This window comes from Halomonas sp. H10-9-1 (assembly GCF_040147005.1).
Classification (GTDB): Bacteria; Pseudomonadota; Gammaproteobacteria; order Pseudomonadales; family Halomonadaceae; genus Halomonas.
Window position 1 is genome coordinate 3,303,022 of sequence record NZ_JAMSHO010000001.1, and the last position, 20,094, is coordinate 3,323,115.

Annotated in this window: 21 protein-coding genes; 10 read left to right on the forward strand and 11 right to left on the reverse strand. The window is 64.6% G+C overall.

Annotated elements, in window-relative coordinates:
• Positions 1-4 precede the first annotated feature (4 nt).
• The 6 genes from NFH66_RS15320 to NFH66_RS15345 all read right to left on the reverse strand — a co-directional run bounded on the left by NFH66_RS15320 (position 5) and on the right by NFH66_RS15345 (position 3,574).
• On the reverse strand, positions 5-790 hold the full coding sequence (locus NFH66_RS15320) for a cation diffusion facilitator family transporter (protein WP_349611026.1): 786 nt from the start codon (positions 788-790) through the stop codon (positions 5-7).
• A 105-nt stretch (positions 791-895) separates the two neighbouring features.
• A complete protein-coding gene (locus tag NFH66_RS15325; RefSeq protein ID WP_349611027.1) occupies positions 896-1,240 on the reverse strand; it encodes a DUF5676 family membrane protein in 345 nt (114 codons plus the stop codon).
• Complete coding sequence (locus tag NFH66_RS15330) at positions 1,233-1,586, reverse strand: YHS domain-containing protein (RefSeq protein WP_349611029.1); 354 nt, start codon at positions 1,584-1,586, stop codon at positions 1,233-1,235. Before NFH66_RS15330 ends, NFH66_RS15325 begins: the two co-directional genes overlap by 8 nt.
• A 355-nt stretch (positions 1,587-1,941) precedes the next feature.
• Positions 1,942-2,553, reverse strand: coding sequence for an RNA polymerase sigma factor (locus tag NFH66_RS15335; protein WP_349611030.1), 612 nt, complete (start codon positions 2,551-2,553; stop codon positions 1,942-1,944).
• 48 nt (positions 2,554-2,601) lie between these two features.
• Positions 2,602-2,856: an SHOCT domain-containing protein gene (locus tag NFH66_RS15340; RefSeq protein WP_349611031.1), complete on the reverse strand. Its 255-nt coding sequence runs from the start codon at positions 2,854-2,856 to the stop codon at positions 2,602-2,604.
• Positions 2,857-3,136: 280 nt separating this feature from the next.
• Positions 3,137-3,574, reverse strand: coding sequence for a MerR family transcriptional regulator (locus tag NFH66_RS15345; RefSeq protein ID WP_349611032.1), 438 nt, complete (start codon positions 3,572-3,574; stop codon positions 3,137-3,139).
• A 167-nt stretch (positions 3,575-3,741) separates the two neighbouring features.
• Between NFH66_RS15345 and NFH66_RS15350 the strand changes: the two genes are divergently transcribed.
• The 3 genes from NFH66_RS15350 to NFH66_RS15360 all read left to right on the forward strand — a co-directional run bounded on the left by NFH66_RS15350 (position 3,742) and on the right by NFH66_RS15360 (position 5,002).
• Positions 3,742-4,383, forward strand: coding sequence for a c-type cytochrome (locus NFH66_RS15350; protein WP_349611033.1), 642 nt, complete (start codon positions 3,742-3,744; stop codon positions 4,381-4,383).
• A gap of 166 nt (positions 4,384-4,549) precedes the next feature.
• Complete coding sequence (locus NFH66_RS15355) at positions 4,550-4,771, forward strand: hypothetical protein (RefSeq protein WP_349611035.1); 222 nt, start codon at positions 4,550-4,552, stop codon at positions 4,769-4,771.
• 24 nt (positions 4,772-4,795) lie between these two features.
• Positions 4,796-5,002 (forward strand): hypothetical protein, encoded by a 207-nt coding sequence (locus NFH66_RS15360; protein ID WP_349611036.1) that lies wholly within the window; start codon positions 4,796-4,798, stop codon positions 5,000-5,002.
• Positions 5,003-5,095: 93 nt separating this feature from the next.
• On the opposite strand, the gene NFH66_RS15365 is transcribed toward NFH66_RS15360, so the two are convergent.
• The 5 genes from NFH66_RS15365 to metK form a co-directional block, all read right to left on the reverse strand.
• Positions 5,096-6,421, reverse strand: a complete 1,326-nt coding sequence (locus tag NFH66_RS15365; protein WP_349611037.1) for an ATP-binding protein — start codon at positions 6,419-6,421, stop codon at positions 5,096-5,098.
• Positions 6,402-7,067: a response regulator gene (locus tag NFH66_RS15370; protein ID WP_349611039.1), complete on the reverse strand. Its 666-nt coding sequence runs from the start codon at positions 7,065-7,067 to the stop codon at positions 6,402-6,404. The genes NFH66_RS15365 and NFH66_RS15370 overlap by 20 nt, the downstream gene beginning before the upstream one ends.
• A gap of 335 nt (positions 7,068-7,402) precedes the next feature.
• Positions 7,403-8,812 carry an adenosylhomocysteinase gene (gene ahcY / locus NFH66_RS15375; protein WP_349611040.1) on the reverse strand — a complete coding sequence of 470 codons (1,410 nt, stop codon included), beginning with the start codon at positions 8,810-8,812 and terminating at the stop codon, positions 7,403-7,405.
• Between the two features lie 65 nt (positions 8,813-8,877).
• Positions 8,878-10,602: an NAD-dependent DNA ligase LigB gene (gene ligB, locus NFH66_RS15380; RefSeq protein WP_349611042.1), complete on the reverse strand. Its 1,725-nt coding sequence runs from the start codon at positions 10,600-10,602 to the stop codon at positions 8,878-8,880.
• 111 nt (positions 10,603-10,713) lie between these two features.
• Positions 10,714-11,934 (reverse strand): methionine adenosyltransferase, encoded by a 1,221-nt coding sequence (gene metK, locus NFH66_RS15385; RefSeq protein WP_349611044.1) that lies wholly within the window; start codon positions 11,932-11,934, stop codon positions 10,714-10,716.
• 269 nt (positions 11,935-12,203) lie between these two features.
• On the opposite strand from metK, the gene tkt reads away from it, so the two are divergent.
• The 7 genes from tkt to NFH66_RS15420 all read left to right on the forward strand — a co-directional run bounded on the left by tkt (position 12,204) and on the right by NFH66_RS15420 (position 20,018).
• Entirely contained in the window at positions 12,204-14,198 is a 1,995-nt protein-coding gene (tkt, locus tag NFH66_RS15390; RefSeq protein WP_349611046.1) for a transketolase, read from the forward strand.
• A gap of 113 nt (positions 14,199-14,311) precedes the next feature.
• Positions 14,312-14,671 carry a CidA/LrgA family protein gene (locus NFH66_RS15395; RefSeq protein ID WP_349611047.1) on the forward strand — a complete coding sequence of 120 codons (360 nt, stop codon included), beginning with the start codon at positions 14,312-14,314 and terminating at the stop codon, positions 14,669-14,671.
• Complete coding sequence (locus NFH66_RS15400) at positions 14,664-15,380, forward strand: LrgB family protein (RefSeq protein ID WP_349611049.1); 717 nt, start codon at positions 14,664-14,666, stop codon at positions 15,378-15,380. The genes NFH66_RS15395 and NFH66_RS15400 overlap by 8 nt, the downstream gene beginning before the upstream one ends.
• 52 nt (positions 15,381-15,432) lie before the next feature.
• Entirely contained in the window at positions 15,433-16,566 is a 1,134-nt protein-coding gene (locus tag NFH66_RS15405) for a type I glyceraldehyde-3-phosphate dehydrogenase (protein WP_349611050.1), read from the forward strand.
• Positions 16,563-17,732 carry a phosphoglycerate kinase gene (locus NFH66_RS15410; protein ID WP_349611051.1) on the forward strand — a complete coding sequence of 390 codons (1,170 nt, stop codon included), beginning with the start codon at positions 16,563-16,565 and terminating at the stop codon, positions 17,730-17,732. Before NFH66_RS15405 ends, NFH66_RS15410 begins: the two co-directional genes overlap by 4 nt.
• Before the next feature lie 81 nt (positions 17,733-17,813).
• The gene (gene fba, locus NFH66_RS15415; protein WP_349611052.1) at positions 17,814-18,878 is read left to right on the forward strand and encodes a class II fructose-bisphosphate aldolase; all 1,065 of its coding nucleotides are present in this window, start codon (positions 17,814-17,816) and stop codon (positions 18,876-18,878) included.
• Between the two features lie 120 nt (positions 18,879-18,998).
• On the forward strand, positions 18,999-20,018 hold the full coding sequence (locus NFH66_RS15420; RefSeq protein WP_349611054.1) for a LacI family DNA-binding transcriptional regulator: 1,020 nt from the start codon (positions 18,999-19,001) through the stop codon (positions 20,016-20,018).
• The last annotated feature ends 76 nt before the right edge of the window (positions 20,019-20,094 follow it).

Consider the following 20,094-nt stretch of genomic DNA (forward strand, 5'->3'; position numbering starts at 1 on the left):
CCGGTCAGCTTACAAAACCAGAGCCAGCGAGAGAGGAGTGAGCAGATCGGTCACGATCCCCGGAATGACCGGTCACGTTCGTCGGAATACGCACCTCGAGCGCCTCCAGTGCTTCGGCCACCTCGGCCAGGCTGATCTCGGCGGGCGTTCCCTCCATCAGCAGATGAGCGGCGTCGCGCAGGATGCCCCAACTCGCCCAGAGCAGCACCACGCCGAAAGCGATGCCCAGGATCGGGTCGATGAGCAAGAAACCGGTATAGCGGATCACCAGGGCGGTCACGATGATCAGAATGCTACCCACGAAGGTCTGGATGATATGCCACAGCGCACCCCGCACATTCAGATCACTTCGACTCTGCTTCCAGATCAGGCCCAGCGAAATGAATTCGGTCAGCAGGCCGCCGGCGGCGGCCCATAGCATCGGCCCCGTGGGCAAATCGATCGGATCCGTGAGCCGCATGGCACCCATCGCGATCACGACGAGCGCCATGCCGAGCAGGAAACCGCCATTGACCAGCGCACCGATGATCTCGGCGCGATACCAGCCGAAGCTGCGCGCTTCGTCCGCCGGGCGGCGAGCGAGCCGGGCGGCAGTGATGGCCACCAGCACGCCGCCCACAGCCGAGAAGGTATGAAAGGCATCCGAGATCACCGCGACCGACCCGGTCCAGAGACCGATGCCCATCTCGATGAAGAAGTAGACCCCTGTCAGCCAGGCCGATATGGCCATGCCGGGCCCGCTGGTGGGCATGTGTCCCGCGTGGCCATGGCTGCGGCTTTCAGGATCCATAGGACTTTTCCTTATCTTGAAACAGAATTGATAGCGCCGGCACACGCCCACGGAACATTCTTGGCGCTATTCAAGGCATGCAGATAGGTGGTCTCGAGAGGTGGTTCATGCTCCTCTACGCCGGTCGTTACGAGTGGCAAAGAAGTTGTAGAGCGGGCCGAAGACCAGGGCCACGTACCAGCCATAGCCGAAGCTTTCTGCCAGGCCCAGGAAGAAGCTTGGCCAGCTCAACCAGGTGAAGCCCGGAAGCAGGCGCAGCCAGCTCTTATACATCGCCCGGTCGGGAAACAGCAGATCGAAGCCGACACACAAGGAGAAGGTCACGGCCAGAAACAGCCCCAGGCTCATTCCCAGGGCGACCACCGGGATCTTCGGTACGACTTGGCCCGGCAAGGGCGTGCCAGAGTGCGCCTTGGGCTTGGTGCCCGAAGCGCTATCGACGTCAGGCATGCTCGTTCTCCGGCAGAGTGGGCAGGCGCTTGGCATCATCAGCGGCGAGGTATTGCGTGGGGGCGGCCTCGAAGCGCTCCCGGCAGTCGCGGGAGCAGAAGTAATAGACATGGCCATCGTGGACGCTCGGCTTGGCCGTTTCGGTGCTGACGGTCTTGCCGCACACGGGGTCCACGTCGTCGGCGGGTGGCGTCCAACGCAGGCTTTCGGTGCTCTGCTCCTCAGACACTCCCTCACCATGCTTGGCCTTGCCCCGTCCATGGCCCATCATGTGAGCACCGCAGCCAAACCGCATCATCAGAAAGATGATTCCTGCCCAGAGCAGGAAGTACACCAGTTCATTCATCATCTCTCTCCTTTGTCATCAACCTCATGGAGCTTCGTACAGGCGAGCTTGGTTCCAGGCTAAAAATCTGTTGGCAACCCGAGGGTAAAGCGAAAAAAAAGCGAGGATCACTCAGCTCTCGTCAATCTTCAGTCTAGGCAACCAAGCTGAACTTAAGCTGAATGGTGATGTGGGGAGTGGCGTGAACAAGGTGAGCCAAGGAAAGGGTGTCTGAACGGCAGAAAATCGATCGGGAGCTTGGTAACCCAAGCTTGAACAGTGAAGACGCGATGGCATATGCAGAAAGTACATCAATCTGCCGGTAGTTGGTGCAGTATCCAGCCCGGATGAAAGCGGCCCAGTCGCAATGGTGCGACTATGTCAATGTATTCGGCTTCTGCTGGATCCCGGCTCGTACCTGCTTGCTGTAATCACACTGGCAATCCAGATAGCCATGCACGGGGCAGGTTCGACAGGTTTCCTCCAGGCGCTTCCGAAGCGCCTGGCGAGCTCGATGCAGGCGTACCCGTAGATGGCCTACGGTGATATCGAGCGCGGCGGCAATGCTTTCGCGAGACTCACCCACCAGATCCGCGCGCCAGATGATATTTGCGTACTCCGCTTTCAGGGTCGGCAGCAGTTTATAGAGACAGATGCAAATAATGGCATCCAGGTCATCTTCATCAGTGAATATGCTGGATTCACGGTAGGAATAGAATCCTTCGAGGCGGCGTCTTCTGCTTTGCGCTCGATAGTAGTCGATCAGGGTCGTCTCCAACACGCGCTGCATCCAGGCGCGCACCTTTTGCGTATCGCGAATATCGTCGACTCGTGTCAGCACCTTGACATAGAAGTCGTGCAGGACGTCGGCGGCTTCCTCCTGGTTGCCGAGTCGGCGTATCAGAAAATGCAACAGGTGTTGATGAACCTCTACAATCACCGTGTGTACGGCATCATCGGCCGCATTGCTGCCGCTATCCTGGGACATCCTGGATTCCGGTATAAGCACAATGAAACGAGACGAAATACCTGACGTTCAGCGCGAGAGATCCTGCCTACGCTCTTCGTATTCCTGTTTATCTATCTCGCCCCTGGCGTAGCGCTCCTGCAGAAACTCCAGCGGCGTTGGACGCTGCTGAACAGCGGGCACGCCCTCACTCCGAGTCAGTCCACGCACGAAAAAAACGATCAGGGCAATGATGCCGCCCCAGAACACCACCATCATGAGCCCGCCAAAGAGCATATGCCCCCAGCCGTAACCCTCCATATGCGCCATCATATTTCCCCACATGTCTTGGTTCTCCTGGCTATCAGTACAATGTTTCGTTTCAGTAGCAGGTTAAGACCTATGTGCCACCCAAAGGTCAAGGAAAGGTTGAAAGGGATGCCCTGTGTGTCCGCTTGGATCCACACACTGGTTCAGTAGAGTTACACTCAATTTCAGAGCCCAAGCATTCCTCCCTGTATTCGTCATCCGACGACTCGAACGATGGTGACATGGCTGACCCTGGCGTTTCCCCGTCTGCCAACTCTAGGACCTGCATTGATGACATGGCCGGCATGTCGTCACATCACTGATGGCCACGCTGAGTCGTCCCATCTTGTTGCGGCGACAGCTCTGCCATCAGTTGGTTGAGGCTGGTCGCCTCGTCAGTGCCACCAAGCTCGGGGTGCGGACATCGCCTGGATCGCTCCACCCAACTCGCCAGGGTCTGCAGCTCTCGAACGCGCGAGTGGATGAGTGGTAAGCTCTCAGCCAGCCGATCATACCTATCCAGATGCGGAGCGTTATCCTGGTCTGCTCGTATAAGTATTTCTTTGATTTCCTTGAGGCTGAGACCCAGGCAACGTAGACAGTCGATAAGACGAAGCCGCCCCAGCGCCCTTTCGTCATATAGCTGGTATCCGTTATGCGGATCCCGCCACGACGGTAACAAGCCTTCTCGCGTGTAGTGGCGCACCGTTTCGGCGGTGACGCCGCCAGCTCGGGCCAATTCGCTGACGCGCATCGAGTCTACCTCTACTACGTGACTGAGAACAGTCTACAACCTTGGGGTTGCCCAAGAGTCAAGGCCGCTGACAGGACTTCATCGATGAATAGCCCAAGCCGACGCGAAGGCTTGAAAATTCAAGACAATATACGAGTGATCAGGAAATAATATACCACCACCTTTATTTGAGAAAAAACCAACCTACACTATACGACAAAGCTGAATTTATCCTGAACATAATTGAAAATATAAAAATCCAAAAAAGCAAACAAAAAGGCTTTTTAAAACCGCAAGCAAAAGGCGATAATCGTGCTCCTATCAGGCTTGGTACCTGGCAACCAACCATGATATATCACACCCAGCGGGACCGGCTCATGGTGGCTCAAGAAATCGAGGAGCAAAACACGATGCGTATGGCAAGAGCCTCATTAGGCATTCTTTTGGTCGCATTGCTCAGCGGCTGCGGCGAACAGACAGTAGATGGGCGCTGGTACACGCAAGCCCAGGTTGAACGCGGGAAAGCCGTCTTTTCCGAGAACTGCGCAAGCTGTCATGGCGGCAACGCCCAAGGCACCTTCAATTGGAGAAGACCCTTGGAGGATGGCTCCTATCCTCCGCCGCCCCTCAACGGATCCGCTCATGCCTGGCACCATTCATTCGACATGTTGATGCGCACCATCAATCAGGGTGGCGCTCCCATAGGGGGACAAATGCCGGCCTTCCAGGATGAGCTCTCCAAGGACGACAAGAAAGCCACCATCGCCTACTTCCAGAGTAAATGGGACCAGCGGATCTACGATGCATGGCTCGACAGGGGTGGACTCTAAGCCTCTCCGTACAGTCGGACTACGAAACGGAGGGGGGCGGCTGGTAGGCTTGATCCAATCATGACGGCCGTCAAGTTATCATCCGGAATTTTCAGTTTATATTCAGGCATATTGTATAAACTAAGCATGTCTGGTTATAAAGCCAACCAATGCAAAGGAGAGTGTTATGAAAAAGTACGTCTTCACCGCTGTCATGGCGGCCTTTTTGACCTTGCCCCTGGCCTATGCTCAGCAGGAAGCTTCTTCCAACCAGCAAGACGCTGGCAGAAGGATGAACCAAGACATGAGTCGAGGTATGGGCCAAGGCATGGGAATGATGAACCGGGGCGATATACAGCAGCGCATGCAGGCGATGCAAGGCACGATGCAGCAGTTCCACAATACCTAGGATCCGCAGCAGCGTCGGCAATTGATGCAACAGCACATGCAGGAGATGCAACAAGTGCATCAGTCCATGGGTGGCATGATGAATGGCGGCATGGGCCAGAACATGCAGAACATGGACCCCAAACAGCGCCTGGAAATGCTGCAGCAGCGCATGGATATGATGCAGGGCATGCAGCAGCAGATGATGGAGCATATGCAGGCCCAGCAGGCCATGCAAAACGATAGCGAATAACTGTCAATCCACCCACATGGCGCCCCGGTGATCGTTATTCCAGGGCGTTTCTTCGGTCTCTAGTTCCATGAAGACGCCATGCCGACAGCCCATCTACAAGGGCAGCTCGACGCGTACTCCCAGTCCCCCCTCGGTTGATGCAAAAAACGCCACCTCGCCGCGATAGTGCGCAACGATCTGCTTCAGGATCGCCAGCCCGAGGCCATGCCCAGGCGTGCTCTCATCCAGGCGCTTGCCACGTTCGCCGAGCTGCGACAGGGCGGGGGCTGGCACGCCCGGTCCATCGTCCTCGACCTCGAGCACCAGGGCCTGTTCCGGCCCCAGGCCCAGGCGACAGATGACCTGTTCACGCGCCCACTTGCCGGCGTTATCGAGCACAACCCCAAGCATCTCGTTCAGGTCCTGGCGCTCCACCGCAACGCTGTGCTCCGGCGGTAGCAGCACATCGAGTGCGAAACGCTTGTCGGGATAGAGCGTGCGCATCATGTCGATCAATGTGGCGGCTTCCTGGGCCACCACGGCGTGCTGGGCGCTGCCCGGGCCGGCGAAGCGTGCCCGGCGTAGTTCGGAAGTCAGCTGTGTCTGTATTCCTTCCAGACGCTCAAGCATGCGCTGACGACGTCGATCGTCGATCGGTCGTCGACCGCGGAGCACCTGAATCACTGCCGCCAGCGGGGTCTGCAGCGTGTGGGAGAGATTGGCGACCGCCTCCCGGGAGCGCTGCAGGCGACGCTGCAGCTCATCCATGAAATGATTCAACTGGATGAGCAGGCCATCCAGTTCGGAAGGGCAGTCAAGGTCGAGCCGCTCACGCTGACCAGTCTGAAATTCGGCAAGTTGTTTCTGCAAGCGAGCCAAGGGGAGAAGACTGCGATTGACAGCTAACAAGTTCATTAGAATCAGAGAGATAAGAACCAGGCCGGCGATACCTCCCACCCACCAGTGCAGTCTTCTCAGGCCCGCCTCTACCGGAGCGAAGTCGTCGCCAACCAGCAAAACGCTGGGCTCGCCATCGAGTTCGAAGGTATCCCGATAGACGAGCAGGTAATGCCCCTGCCACTCGACGTCGAACAGCTGCTCATCGGCACCGTCAAGATGTGGCTCCAGAGGGGGAAGCCAATTCGGATGCGACGAGGAAACCCGGTCGCCAACCCGCAATACGTAGAGATGATGGAAGATCTCGGTGTCCGGCGAGTCCGCTTCGAACCATTGAACAGATGTCCCTTCCAGCCGCTCCAGCCTGCCGAGGGTATAGCGGGCCTCCTGACGCAGCCTTTCGCCGAGAAACTCCCGGGCCAGGTCATGCAGCAGGATGCCGTGCAGCAGCCAGATCACGCTGACCACCAGCAGCGCCACCACCCCCAAGCGAACCAGCAGGTTGAAACGCAGGCTTCGACTGTCAAAGGGAAGGAAAGACATAGCCCTGCCCGCGGCGTGTCTGGATGACATCCTTGCCCAGCAAGCGTCGCAAGCGTCCCACGTACACCTCGACCAGGTTGGGCGCCGCGGCGTCCTGTTCCAGGGTGTAGAGCTGGTCGAGCAGGCGAGCCTTCGAATGCACCCGGCCGGGATGGCGCATAAGGTAGCGCAGCAGACAGAACTCGGTGGCGGTCAGCGTATGCCAGGTACCATCGATGCCGCAGACTCGCTGGGTGGCTTCATCCAGGGCGATGCCATTCAGCCTCAGGATGTTGTCCACGGCGTTGCTGCCTCGTCGCAGCAGGGCATGCAGCCTGGCCAGCAGTTCGGCCTCGTGGTAGGGCTTGGTCAGATAGTCATCCGCACCGCGATGCAGCCCTGCCACCTTGTCTTCCCAGCTGTCTCGGGCAGTCAAGGCGAGAATAGGCAGAGCATGTCCCGCGCGACGCCAGCGTCCCAGCAGATCGAGCCCCGAGCCATCCGGCAAGCCGAGATCGAGTATCACCAGGCTATACTCCTCGCTGGCCATCAAGGCTTCCGCCTCGCGCACCAGAGCGGCCAAGTCCACCCGATAGCCTTCGTCCTCCAGCACTTCCGATAGGCTGTCGGCTAATAGATCATCGTCCTCGACGAGCAGCAGCCTCATCTTAGTCCTTTATATCCAACTCACCATGCATACTCACCGTTTCCCCTAATCTGACGAGCGATATGCGTCTCAGTGTGCCCGACAAAGCTGAATGCAAGCTGAATCTCCCCAAGCGCGGAGATGGTTGCGATGCCTAGCGGCTTGGACGCTGGACGATAACCCGGCTCGGAGCCGGGTCGGATCACGATGTCATATCCGCGACTAATCCTGGTCTTGCAGGCTCGTGCCTGGGGCGACGAGAGCCTATCGGTCTTCATCAGCGCCTTCTGAGAGCCGCTTGGCACACCCCCGGTGAGCTGCTGCGCCGCCCGGGGGCGTCCCGATCGACGCCGTGATCAGTAACGGTAGTCGTCAGGCTTGTAGGGCCCATCCGCCGGCACGCCGGTGTAGTCGACCTGGGCCTCGGTCATGCGGGTGATCACCCCGCCGAAGCCCTCCACCATATAGCGGGCCACCTCCTCGTCGAGGTGGCGCGGCAGCACGCTCACCGCCAGCGCCTCGGGCCTCTCCTCGGCGGGCAGCTCGGCGAAGCGCCCCTGGTAGAGGTGCATCTGCGCCAGCACCTGGTTGGCGAAGGAGCCGTCCATCACCCGGGAGGGGTGGCCGGTGGCGTTGCCCAGGTTCACCAGGCGCCCCTCGGAGAGCAGGATCAGGTAGTCGCGGCTGGCGGGGTCGAACTCGCCTGGCTTGCTGTCGCGGTAGACCTTGTGCACCTGGGGCTTGACCTCCTCCCAGTGCCAGTGGCGGCGCAGGTAGCCGGTATCGATCTCGCTGTCGAAGTGGCCGATGTTGCACACCACCGCCCCGGGCTTGAGGGTCTGCAGCATGGCGGCGTCGCAGGCGGCGATGTTGCCGGTGGCGGTCACCACCAGGTCGAGGCGCTCGAGCAGGGCGCGGTCGATGCTGTCGAGGCCACGGTTCTCGCCGCCGACATAGGGCGAGACCACCTCGAAGCCGTCCATGCACGCCTGCATGGCACACAGCGGGTCGATCTCGGCGACCTTGACGATCATCCCTTCCTGGCGCAGCGAGGCCGCCGAGCCCTTGCCCACGTCACCGTAACCCACCACCAGCGCCTGCTTGCCGGCCAGCAGGTGGTCGGTGGCGCGCTTGATGGCGTCGTTGAGGGAGTGGCGGCAGCCGTACTTGTTGTCGTTCTTCGACTTGGTCACGGCGTCGTTGACGTTGATAGCGGGCACCCTGAGGGTGCCGGCGCGCAGCATCTCCTGCAGCCGGTGCACCCCGGTGGTGGTCTCTTCGGAGATGCCGTGGATGGCGTCGAGCAGCTCCGGGCGCTTCTCGTGGAGCAGCAGGGTCAAGTCGCCGCCGTCGTCCAGCACCAGGTTGGGGGTCCAGCCGTCCGGACCGGCCACCGTCTGCTCGATGCACCACCAGAACGCCTCCTCGGTCTCGCCCTTCCAGGCGAATACCGGGATGCCGGCGGCAGCAATGGCGGCGGCGGCGTGATCCTGGGTGGAGAAGATATTGCAGGAGGACCAGCGCACGCTGGCGCCCAGGTCGACCAGGGTCTCGATCAGCACCGCGGTCTGGATGGTCATGTGGATGCAGCCGGCGATCCGCGCACCCGCCAGCGGTCGAGCGGCACGGTACTGCTCGCGGATCGTCATCAGCGCCGGCATCTCGGTCTCGGCGATGCGGATCTCGCGGCGCCCCCAGTCGGCGAGCGACAGGTCGGCGACCTTGCAGTCTTGCGTCGCAGTCGGGGTCACGGCGGGCTGGTTCATGGGCTCACCTCGTCGGTTGCGTAGGCATGCCCTTCACTATAGGCAGGGAGCCAAGCCGGCGACAGTCAACGCCCGAAGCCGGCCACCCCGAGGGCCGCCAGTTGCTCGGCCAGGCGCCGGATCTCGGGATCGGCGAAGAAGGCAGCCAGCGCCTCGGCCCGTCCCGGCCCCACGCCCGGCAGGGCCGCCCAGTCGCGACGGGCATGGCCGCTCAGGGTCGCCCAGTCGGCGGGCAAGCCGGCCTGCACCCCGGGCGGCGCGCCCAGCGCCTGCAGCCAGTCGGCAAAGGGGGCCGCCCTCGCCGCCGCGAAGGTGGCCGCCAGCGTCCGCGCGCGGCGCTCGCCGATACCGTGGGCGCGGCGCAAGGCACGCTCGTCCAGTGCCAGCCACTCCAGCAGGCCGGTGACCAGCCCCGCTTCGACCAGGGAGCGCCAGGTGCCAGGCCCCACGCCGGCCAGGTCCAGCGCCTCGCTACCCGAGAGCCAGGCCAGCCGCTCGAAGAACTGCGCCTCGCACCCGGCCATCAGGCGCAGGCAGCTCAGCGCATGATAGGCCTCGGGTTCCGGCATGCGCAGCGGCCGGCGCGGGGTTTCCCGCCAGGCCACCGCCTCCAGGCGCGGGATGGTCAGCCCGGCCAGGGCGACGATCACATGGTCGCCGGGGCGAATATCCAGCTCCCGCCAGCGGGAGAGCGACCCGGCGGTCACCCGCCGCAGCGTTCGCCCCTCCAGCGCGACCGGCACCAGATGCAGCAACGGCGTGACGCGGCCGGTGCGGCCGATGCGAAACTCGACGCCACGCACCTCGGCCAGCGCCTCCCGGGGCGGATGCTTCCAGGCCACCGCCCAGGCCGGGGGGGCGGCCTGCCAGGCCTCGCCGGACGGTCTCGAGGCCTGGCGCAGCACCACGCCATCGGTGGCGAAGGGCAGCGGGGAGCGGAGCCATGCCCGGCGCCGACGCACCGCCTCGGCGGACTCCGCCACCGGATGGGTGTAAGTGGCGGTATCGGCGAACCCCAACGCCGCTAGCCGTCGCAGCCGTGTCGCCATGTCCGCCGGACCATCGGGCCAGTCCCAGACGAAGAGCCCGATCCGCGCCGCCTCGGCGTCGCTCAGGCGCCCGCGGGCCAGCAGGCCGACTACCTCGGCACGCGCACCGCCATCACCGGCCTCGGCCTGGACATGGCCCTCGAGGCGCCGGTAAAGCTCCCCCTGCAGCACCGCATCCAGCGCTTCGGGCAGGCGCTCCGGCACGCTCGGCAGGCGGCGCGCCTGGGCGGTCCAGTCCTGGCCGCGCTCGCCGTCGCCACGGCTGATCGCCGCCACCAGCTCGCCACGACGATAGACCAGGGTCACCGCCACGCCGTCCACCTTGGGCTGGATCCAGGCGTCGTGGCGACGCGAGAGCCAGCGCGCCACCGCCTCCACATCCGTAAGCTTGGCCAACCCCGTCTGGGGAACCGGGTGGTCCACCTCGCCCGCCGGATGGCTCATCACCGTCGCCTCGGGCACCCGTTCGGGGAAGCAGCGATGCCAGCTGGCGAGGCGGGCCCGGGCCTGGTCGTAGATGGCATCGCTGACCCGCGATTCACCGCGCCGATAGTAGGCCTCATCCCACTCGGCCAGGCGCGCCACCAGGGCTTCGACCGCGCTCGATGAAGGCGGCGGCGGGCATGGAGCGGCGGCGGCCGGCGCGGCCGGCGCGGCCAGCGCGGCCAGCGGGAACAGGAACAGAAGCAGGAGCGACAGCCCGCGGCATTGGCGCGTGACCAGAAGGCGATGCAGGCGCATGGGGGCACCGAGGCGGAGGGAATACCCCTCACCCTAGCAACGAGCCCCGCTCGGCGCTGCCGGCGGGGCTCGTCATCATGCGTAAGCCTCGGCCTACAAGATCACCTTGCTCTAGAGCCCGGCGGCCTGGCGCAGGGCGTGGGCGCGGTCGACCTTCTCCCAGGGGAAGGCCGTGAAGGTTTCGGTATGCTCCTGGCCCTGGGTGTCGGTCCAGGTGTAGGAGGTCTCGAAGGGCTCGCGGCCGAAGTGGCCGTAGGCCGCGGTCAGCCGGTACATGGGGTGCAGCAGGTCGAGCATGCGGGTGATGGCATTGGGCCGCAGGTCGAAGTGCTCGCGCACCAGCTCGATGATCCGTGCATCATCTACCTTGCCGGTGCCGAAGGTGTTGACTGAGACCGAGGTGGGTTCGGCCACGCCAATGGCATAGGAGACCTGGATCTCGCACTTGTCGGCAAGCCCCGCGGCGACGATGTTCTTGGCCACATAGCGCCCGGCATAGGCGGCGCTGCGGTCGACCTTGGAGGGATCCTTGCCGGAGAAGGCGCCGCCGCCGTGACGGGCCGTGCCGCCATAGGTGTCGACGATGATCTTGCGCCCGGTCAGGCCGCAGTCTCCCACCGGACCACCGATCACGAACTTGCCGGTCGGGTTGATATGGTACTTGGTCTGCTCGGAGAGCCACTCGGCGGGAATCACCTGCTCGATGATCTCGCGCTTGACCATCTTGCGCAGCTCCTGCTGGTCGATGCCCGGATCATGCTGGGTCGAGAGCACGATGGCATCCACCGCACAGGGCCTGCCCTCGGCGTCGTAGCGGAAGGTGAGCTGGCTCTTGGCATCCGGACGCAGCCAGGGCAGCAGGCCTTGCTTGCGCAGCTGGGCCTGGCGCTCCACCAGGCGGTGGGCGTAATGAATCGGCGCCGGCATGAAGGAGTCGGTCTCGTTGGTGGCGTAGCCGAACATCAGCCCCTGGTCGCCGGCGCCCTGGTCCTCTGGCTTGCTGCGGTCGACACCCTGGGCGATATCCACGCTCTGCTTGCCGATCAGGTTGAGCACGCCACAGGTCTGGCCGTCGAAGCCCACGTCCGAGGAGGTATAGCCGATACCGGTGATCACCTCGCGCACGATGGCCTCGAGATCGACCCAGGCGGAGGTGGTGATCTCACCGGCGACGATGGCCACGCCGGTCTTGACCAGGGTCTCGCAGGCCACTCGTGCCTGCTTGTCGCGGGCGATGATGGCGTCGAGCACCGCATCGGAGATCTGGTCGGCGATCTTGTCCGGGTGCCCCTCGGAGACGGATTCGGAGGTAAACAGGGAGTATTCGCTCATGGCGTCCTCGACCGTGATGTCACGGATGTCACAACAAGTCACAAAAAACAGGCCGCGGCGGGCCTCATATTGGGGCCAAGAGTCTACACGTTGGGCCTGCACCCGGCATCCACGATTTGAAGCGCGACGTCAAGTCGGCGACAATACGCCACCGACTTCGACCGTGCCGCGCCCGTCCCGCGCGGCACCCGATCCAGCCAGACAGCCCGTCCCCGCCGCCCCATGGCGTGGGTCGCACGCATATGATGCCGCAGGCGAGGAGCTACCCCATGCCGTCCCGTTTCGAACTGGCCAATGCCATTCGCGCCCTCACCATGGATGCCGTCCAGAAGGCCAACTCCGGCCACCCCGGCGCGCCCATGGGCATGGCCGATATTGCCGAGGTGCTGTGGAACGACTACCTCAAGCACAACCCGGCCGACCCGAAGTGGGCCGACCGTGACCGCTTCGTGCTCTCCAACGGTCACGGCTCCATGCTGCTCTACTCCCTGCTGCACCTCACCGGCTACGAGCTCGGCCTCGAGGAGTTGCAGAACTTCCGCCAGCTCCACTCCAAGACCGCCGGCCACCCCGAGTACGGCTACGCGCCGGGGATCGAGACCACCACCGGCCCACTGGGCCAGGGCCTGGCCAACGCCGTGGGCATGGCGCTCGCCGAGAAGACCCTAGCGGCCCAGTTCAACCGCCCCGGTCACGATATCGTCGACCATCACACCTACTGCTTCCTGGGTGACGGCTGCCTGATGGAGGGCATCTCCCACGAGGTGAGCTCCCTGGCCGGCACCCAGAAGCTCGGCAAGCTGATCGCCTTCTATGACGACAACGGCATCTCCATCGATGGCGAGGTCGAGGGCTGGTTCACCGACGATACCGCCAAGCGCTTCGAGGCCTACGGCTGGCACGTGGTGCCCAACGTCGACGGCCACAAGCCCGAGGAGATCCGTGCCGCCATCGAGATGGCCCGCAGCCAGGACGAGCGGCCCAGCCTGATCATCTGCAAGACGGTGATCGGCTTCGGCGCCCCCAACAAGCAGGGCAAGGAGGAGTGCCACGGCGCACCCCTGGGCGATGACGAAGTCGCCGCCGCCCGCCAGCAACTCGGCTGGCCCCACGCGCCCTTCCACGTGCCCGAGGAGATCTATCGCGGCTGGGACGCCAGCGAAGCCGGCCAGGCTCGCCAGAGCGACTGGCTGGCACGCTTCGACCGCTACGCCGAGGCCTATCCCGAGCTGGCCGCGGAGTTCGAGCGGCGCATGGCCAGCAAGCTGCCTCAGGAGCTGCCCACCGAGGCGCTGCTGCAGAAGGCGCAGGACGACGGCGAGAGCATCGCCTCGCGCAAGGCCTCGCTGAACTGCCTCAACACCCTGGGGCCGGCGCTACCCGAGCTACTCGGTGGCAGCGCCGACCTGGCCCCCTCCAACCTGACCTTCTGGAACGGTGCCCAGGCCATCACTCCCGAGACCCCGGGAGGCAACTATCTGCATTACGGGGTACGCGAGTTCGGCATGGGCGCGATCATGAATGGCATCGCCCTGCATGGCGGCTTCATCCCCTACGGCGCCACCTTCCTGATCTTCATGGAGTACATGCGCAACGCCGTGCGCATGGCCGCCCTGATGGGCAAGCAGGCCATCTATGTGTTCACCCACGACTCCATCGGCCTGGGTGAGGACGGTCCCACTCACCAGCCGATCGAGCAGCTCACCGCCCTACGCTCGACCCCCAATCTGCTGATCTGGCGCCCCTGCGATGCCGCCGAGACCGCGGCCTCCTGGGGCGCGGCGCTGAAGCGTCAGTCGGGCCCCACCGCCCTGATCCTCTCGCGCCAAGGCCTGCCGCACCAGACCCGCACCAAGCAGCAGTTGGCCAACATCCAGCGTGGCGGCTATGTGCTGAAGGACTGCGAAGGCACCCCCGAGCTGATCCTGATCGCCACCGGCTCCGAGGTCGCCCTGGCCATGGATGCCGCCGCCCAGCTCGCTGAGCAGGGTCGGGCCGTGCGCGTGGTCTCCATGCCCTCCACCTACCGCTTCAACGGCCAGGACGCCGAGTACCGCGAGAGCGTGCTGCCCAGGGCCGTGACCAAGCGCCTGGCCATCGAGGCCAGCCACGCCGACTACTGGCACAAGTTCGTGGGCCTCGACGGCCGGGTGATCGGCCTGAAGAGCTACGGCGAATCCGCCCCGGCCAGCGACCTGTTCAAGCACTTCGGCTTCACCGTGGAGAACGTGGTCAAGCAGGCCAGCGAGCTGCTGGAAGAATAAGTCCCCGTACGACGCCGGTCACCGAGACTGAACCGGTGTAATGCAGAGGGGGCGCGACCGTGGTCGCGCCCCCTTTTGACTTCACTCTTACCCCCTTTTACAAAAGGAACAGCATGTCGACACTGCGCGGTTTCCTCTGGCTGATCGGCTTCCTGCTGCTCGGCGAGATGCTGATCAACCTCACCGGCCTGCCCGTCTCCGCCGGGGTCGTCGGCATGCTCGCGCTTACCGCCTGGCTGGTCCTCCACGGCGGCGGCTTCGACGACATCGCCGCCGCGGCCCGACCGCTGATCGCCGTGCTGGTGCTACTGATCATGCCCGGGGTGGTGGGGATCTTCTTCATGCTCGACGAGCTGGCCGGCCAGCTGGCCGCGATCCTCGCCGCCCTGCTGCTGAGCACCCTGCTCAGCGTCTTCACCACCCTGTGGCTGCTGCGCCGCCTGATGCACGACGAGGACCGGCCCGATGCCTGAGCTGATCGACCACCTGATGGCCAGCCCCCTCGCCGCCGTGGCACTCACGCTGGCCGCCTACTTCACCGGCGACCGGCTATTTCGTGCCCTGCGTGCCCCCGCCTGGTGCCCTCCGCTGCTGGTGGCCGCCCTGCTGCTGGCCACCGCGCTCTGGCTGCTCGGCATCGACTATGCCGACTATCGTACGGGAGCCGGCTGGATGACACTGCTGCTGGGCCCAGCCACGGTGGCGCTGGGCCTGCCGCTCTATCAGCAGATGGGGCATATCCGCGCACTGTGGCGACCGCTGCTGCTGTGCTTACCTATCGCCGCCGGCATGGCCGCCCTCTATGCGGTAGGCATCGCCTGGCTGCTGGGCGCGCCCCCGGAGATCCTCGCCTCGCTGGCTCCCAAGTCGGTCACAGCGCCTATCGCCATCGGCATCACCGAACGCCTCGGCGGCTCGGTGGCGCTGATGATGGGAGGCCTGCTGGTCACCGGCGTGGCGGCAATCGGCGCGGTCGGCCTGGTGGCACGCTGGCTCGGCATTCACGACCAACGCCTGCTGGGCCTGGCACTGGGCATCAACGGCCACGCCCTGGGCACGGTACGCGCCTTCGAGATCGGTCCTACCGCCGGCGCCTTCGCCTCCCTGGGCATGAGTCTCACCGGCATCCTCACCGCCCTGCTGCTGCCGCTGGCCTGGCGCCTGCCGGGACTCATCGGCTGAAATACGCTAGAATCGCCGGTCCTCGATGCCCGCAGAAGAGACTCCCAGCGCCATGGCCCATCGCATCGCCATCAACGGTTACGGCCGCATCGGCCAGTGCGTGCTGCGCGCCCTGATTGAACAGCAAAAAGCCGAACAGCAGAAAGCCGAGCAACAGGGCGCCGCGCAACGGCGGGCAGGGACACCCGGGCACGCACCAGAGCTCGAGATCGTGGCGATCAACGAGCTCTCCGACCTGGCCACCATCGCCTACCTGACCCGCTACGACACCACCCACGGCCGCTTCCCCGGCGAGGTGAGTGCCCGCGACGGCCACCTGGTGATCGACGGCCAGCCGATCCGGGTGCTCAACGAGGCCGACCCCGACCGCCTGCCCTGGGCGGAGCTCGGCATCGACCTGGTGCTGGAGTGTTCCGGCAGTTTCCGGGACCGCGCCACCGCCGCGCGCCACCTGGCCGCCGGCGCCGGCCGCCTGCTGTTCTCCCAACCGGCGGAGGTCGATGTCGACGCCACCATCGTCAGCGGCATCAATGACCACGAACTGGCGCCTGACCGGCGCATCGTCTCGGCGGCCTCCTGCACCACCAACTGCCTGGTACCGGTGCTCACCGTGCTCGACGAGGCACTGGGCATCGAGCATGGCGTCACCACCACGATCCATTCGGCGATGAACGACCAGCCGGTGATCGACGCCTACCACCAGACCGACCTGCGCCTGACCCGCTCGGCGATGCACTCCATCGTGCCGGTGGACACCGGCCTGGCGCGGGGCATCAACCGCCTGATGCCCCATCTGGCCGGGCGCTTCGAGTGCCTGCACGTGAGGGTGCCTACCATCAACGTCTCGGCCATGGACCTGGCCATCACGGTGCGCCGCGACACCACCGCCGCCGAGGTCAACGCCCTGCTCGCCGAGGCCAGCCGCGGGCGCCTGGCCGGGCTCCTCGGCTACACCGAGGAGCCCATGGCCTCGGTCGACTTCAACCACGATCCGCGCTCCGGTATCGTGGACGCCACCCAGACCCGGGTGGCCGGCGGCCGCCTGATCAAGCTGCTGTGCTGGTTCGACAACGAGTGGGGCTTCGCCAATCGTATGCTCGATGTCGCCCGGCATCTGGCCGCCATGCCCCTCGACACTCCCTGCCCCCCTTCCGGCTTCCCCAAGATGAGGAACACGCCCCGATGAACGTGCGCAAGATGACCGACCTCGACCTCAACGGAAAGCGCGTACTGATCCGCGAGGACCTCAACGTACCCGTCAAGCACGGCAAGGTGACCAGCGACGCCCGACTGCGCGCGGCCCTGCCCTCCATCCAGGCCGCCCTGGACGGCGGCGCCCGAGTGCTGCTGATGAGCCACCTGGGACGCCCCACCGAGGGCGAGCCCGCCGCGGCGTTTTCCCTGGCGCCGGTGGCCGAGCGCCTGGGCGAGCTGCTGGGCCGCCCGGTGCGCCTGGTCGAGGAGTATCTCGACGGCACCTTCGCGGTGGACGACGGCGAGGTGGCGCTGCTCGAGAACGTGCGCTTCAACCAGGGCGAAAAGAAGGACGACGAGACGCTCTCGAAGCAGTATGCCGCGCTCTGCGACATCTACGTGATGGACGCCTTCGGCACCGCCCACCGCGCCCAGGCCTCCACCCACGGCGTGGCACGCTTCGCCCCCGTGGCCTGTGCCGGCCCGCTACTGGCTACCGAACTCGACGCCCTGGAGAAGGCGCTGGCCACCCCGGCACGCCCCATGATGGCCATCGTCGGTGGCTCCAAGGTCTCCACCAAGCTGGAGGTCCTCAACGCTCTCTCCGCGAAGTGCGACCAGCTGATCGTCGGCGGCGGCATCGCCAACACCTTCATCGCCGCGGCGGGCCACAATGTCGGCAAGTCGCTGCATGAGGCCGACCTGATCGACCAGGCGAAGGCACTGATGGCAAAGGTCGAGATCCCGCTGCCCTCCGACGTGGTGGTGGCCACCGAGTTCTCCGACGCCGCCGAGGCCATCGTCAAACCGGTGGACCAGGTGGGCGACGACGAGATGATCCTCGATATCGGCCCCGACAGCGCGGCACGCCTGGCGGCCATGCTCAAGGACGCCGGCACCATCCTGTGGAACGGCCCGGTGGGCGTGTTCGAGATCGACCAGTTCGGCCACGGCACCGAGGTGATCGCCCGCGCCATCGCCGAGAGCCCGGCCTTCTCCATCGCCGGTGGCGGCGACACCCTGGCGGCCATCGACAAGTACGCCATCGCAGAAAAGGTCTCCTACATCTCCACCGGCGGCGGCGCCTTCCTCGAGTACGTCGAAGGCAAGACCCTGCCGGCGGTGGCCGCCCTGGAAGCCGCCGCGGCCCAGGCCTGATAGACTAGACACCCCCGATCACGACTCTCCACGCGGCGGCGCCACTCGGTGCCGCCGCCACCACGAACGACAGGTGAGAACATGGCACTGATCAGCATGCGCCAGCTGCTGGACCACGCCGCCGAGCATGGCTACGGCGTGCCGGCCTTCAACGTCAACAACCTCGAGCAGATGCGGGCCATCATGGAAGCCGCGGATCGCACCGACTCTCCGGTGATCGTCCAGGCCTCCGCCGGCGCCCGCAAGTACGCCGGCGCCCCCTTCCTGCGCCACCTGATCCTGGCCGCGGTGGAGGAGTTCCCGCACATCCCGGTGGTCATGCACCAGGACCACGGCACCAGCCCGGCGGTCTGCCAACGCTCCATCCAACTGGGCTTCTCCTCGGTGATGATGGACGGCTCCCTGGGCGAGGACGGCAAGACCCCGACCAGCTACGACTACAACGTCGACGTCACCCGTCGCACCGTGGAGATGGCCCACGCCTGCGGCGTCTCCGTGGAGGGCGAGCTGGGCTGCCTGGGTAGCCTGGAGACCGGCATGGCCGGTGAGGAAGACGGCATCGGCGCCGAGGGCAAGCTCGACATGGAGCAGCTGCTCACCGACCCGGAGGAGGCCGCCGACTTCGTCAAGGCCACCGGCGTGGACGCCCTGGCCATCGCCATCGGCACCAGCCACGGCGCCTACAAGTTCACCCAGCCGCCCACCGGCGACACCCTCTCCATCCAGCGCATCAAGGAGATCCACGCCCGCATCCCCGACACCCACCTGGTGATGCACGGCTCCTCCTCGGTGCCCCAGGAGTGGCTCGAGGTGATCAACGCCCACGGCGGCGAGATCCCCGAAACCTACGGCGTGCCCGTCGCAGAGATCATCGAGGGCATCAAGCACGGCGTACGCAAGGTCAACATCGACACCGACCTGCGCCTGGCCTCCACCGGTGCGGTGCGCCGTTTCCTCGCCGAGAACCCCAGCGAGTTCGACCCGCGCAAGTTCCTCAAGGAGACCGTCACCGCCATGCGCGATCTGTGCATCGATCGCTACGAGGCCTTCGGCACCGCCGGCAACGCCTCCAAGATCAAGCCGATCAACCTGGAGGCGATGTTCGAGCGCTATGCCAGTGGCGAGCTGGATCCCAAGGTGCGCTAAGCATACCTCGCACCTCGCATGATCAACGGGCGGCCTCAGGGCCGCCCGTTTTGGTTTACGTTTGCCGCAGGAGCCGAGTACGGCTAGGATGGGAACGTTCCCATTATCACATCCACTCCCATGCACTCAGCCCCACGTTCCAACTCCACAATCCTCGATGTGGCTCGCGAGGCGCGCGCCTCCAAGACCAGTGTCTCTCGCTACTTCGGCCACGAGCGCGAGCGCCTTTCGCCTGAGCTGCAGGCGCGCATCGCCATGGCGGCTCAACGTCTGGGTTACCGGCCCAACCGGATGGCACGTGGATTAAAGGGGGGAAGCTCGGGGCTTGTCGGCATGCTGGTCGCCGACATTCGCAACCCCTTCTCGGTGGCCGTCATGCATGGCATAGAGCAGGCCTGCCGAGAGCGGGGCCTATCGTTGATGGTGTGCAATACCGACAACGACCCGAGCCAGGAACGCGCTCACCTTGAGCTGCTCGCCTCTTACCGTGTCGAGGGGCTGGTCATCAACGCCGCCGGCAGCCCCGACCAGGAGTTGCAAGCGCTAACCGAACGGGGCATTCCACTCGTGCTTCTCGACCGTGACGTGGGTAGCATCGATGCTGATGTGGTCGGCCTCGACAACCAGATGGCGATTGATATAGCCCTGGACCACCTCCAGGCCCAGGGCTACCGAACGTTGCTCTATATCAGCGAGCCCCCCGCCGAGGCCAGTTCAAGGCAGATACGCCTGAAGCATTTCCAGCGTGGCTGCCAGGTTCGCGGCTTGAACGGCTGGATACATGACCAGAGGCTGGATGAGGGGGCCTGTCTCCATCGTGCGATTAGCAACTTCTTGTCCCACCAGACCGCCTCACCCAGAAGCCTGCTCTGTGCCAACGGCAGGGTGACGCTTGCGGTGACCCGGGTCCTACAGGAGCTCGGCGTGACCCTGGGAGACATCGGTCTTCTCGGCATTGATGAGCTGGATTGGTGTGCCCTGATACCGCCCGGTATCACCACCCTGGCTCAGCCCACCGAAGCGATCGGTCGTGCCGCACTGCAGTGTCTGCTGGCGGAGCCGACATCCGGCAGGACGTCTCTGGCACCACCCTATCTACACCCCCCTACGCTGATGGCCCGCGGCTCCACAAGACGCTGACTCCACGCCACTGCAGCTAACGCCCCCAACAGCCAGCGATACAGCGATCAATGGAAACCTTCCCGAATCAAAAGAG

Excerpts from the sequence above, each read along its gene's own strand:
- NFH66_RS15345 (WP_349611032.1), bottom strand. The coding sequence starts at position 3,574 with ATGCGCGTCAGCGAATTGGCCCGAGCTGGCGGCGTCACCGCCGAAACG.
- fba (WP_349611052.1), top strand. The coding sequence starts at position 17,814 with ATGGCACTGATCAGCATGCGCCAGCTGCTGGACCACGCCGCCGAGCAT.
- NFH66_RS15335 (WP_349611030.1), bottom strand. The coding sequence starts at position 2,553 with ATGTCCCAGGATAGCGGCAGCAATGCGGCCGATGATGCCGTACACACG.
- NFH66_RS15325 (WP_349611027.1), bottom strand. The coding sequence starts at position 1,240 with ATGCCTGACGTCGATAGCGCTTCGGGCACCAAGCCCAAGGCGCACTCT.
- NFH66_RS15410 (WP_349611051.1), top strand. The coding sequence starts at position 16,563 with ATGAACGTGCGCAAGATGACCGACCTCGACCTCAACGGAAAGCGCGTA.
- NFH66_RS15365 (WP_349611037.1), bottom strand. The coding sequence starts at position 6,421 with ATGTCTTTCCTTCCCTTTGACAGTCGAAGCCTGCGTTTCAACCTGCTG.
- NFH66_RS15420 (WP_349611054.1), top strand. The coding sequence starts at position 18,999 with ATGCACTCAGCCCCACGTTCCAACTCCACAATCCTCGATGTGGCTCGC.
- ahcY (WP_349611040.1), bottom strand. The coding sequence starts at position 8,812 with ATGAACCAGCCCGCCGTGACCCCGACTGCGACGCAAGACTGCAAGGTC.
- NFH66_RS15320 (WP_349611026.1), bottom strand. The coding sequence starts at position 790 with ATGGATCCTGAAAGCCGCAGCCATGGCCACGCGGGACACATGCCCACC.
- NFH66_RS15395 (WP_349611047.1), top strand. The coding sequence starts at position 14,312 with ATGTCGACACTGCGCGGTTTCCTCTGGCTGATCGGCTTCCTGCTGCTC.
- NFH66_RS15405 (WP_349611050.1), top strand. The coding sequence starts at position 15,433 with ATGGCCCATCGCATCGCCATCAACGGTTACGGCCGCATCGGCCAGTGC.
- NFH66_RS15355 (WP_349611035.1), top strand. The coding sequence starts at position 4,550 with ATGAAAAAGTACGTCTTCACCGCTGTCATGGCGGCCTTTTTGACCTTG.
- NFH66_RS15400 (WP_349611049.1), top strand. The coding sequence starts at position 14,664 with ATGCCTGAGCTGATCGACCACCTGATGGCCAGCCCCCTCGCCGCCGTG.
- NFH66_RS15360 (WP_349611036.1), top strand. The coding sequence starts at position 4,796 with ATGCAACAGCACATGCAGGAGATGCAACAAGTGCATCAGTCCATGGGT.
- NFH66_RS15330 (WP_349611029.1), bottom strand. The coding sequence starts at position 1,586 with ATGAATGAACTGGTGTACTTCCTGCTCTGGGCAGGAATCATCTTTCTG.
- tkt (WP_349611046.1), top strand. The coding sequence starts at position 12,204 with ATGCCGTCCCGTTTCGAACTGGCCAATGCCATTCGCGCCCTCACCATG.
- ligB (WP_349611042.1), bottom strand. The coding sequence starts at position 10,602 with ATGCGCCTGCATCGCCTTCTGGTCACGCGCCAATGCCGCGGGCTGTCG.
- NFH66_RS15340 (WP_349611031.1), bottom strand. The coding sequence starts at position 2,856 with ATGTGGGGAAATATGATGGCGCATATGGAGGGTTACGGCTGGGGGCAT.
- metK (WP_349611044.1), bottom strand. The coding sequence starts at position 11,934 with ATGAGCGAATACTCCCTGTTTACCTCCGAATCCGTCTCCGAGGGGCAC.
- NFH66_RS15370 (WP_349611039.1), bottom strand. The coding sequence starts at position 7,067 with ATGAGGCTGCTGCTCGTCGAGGACGATGATCTATTAGCCGACAGCCTA.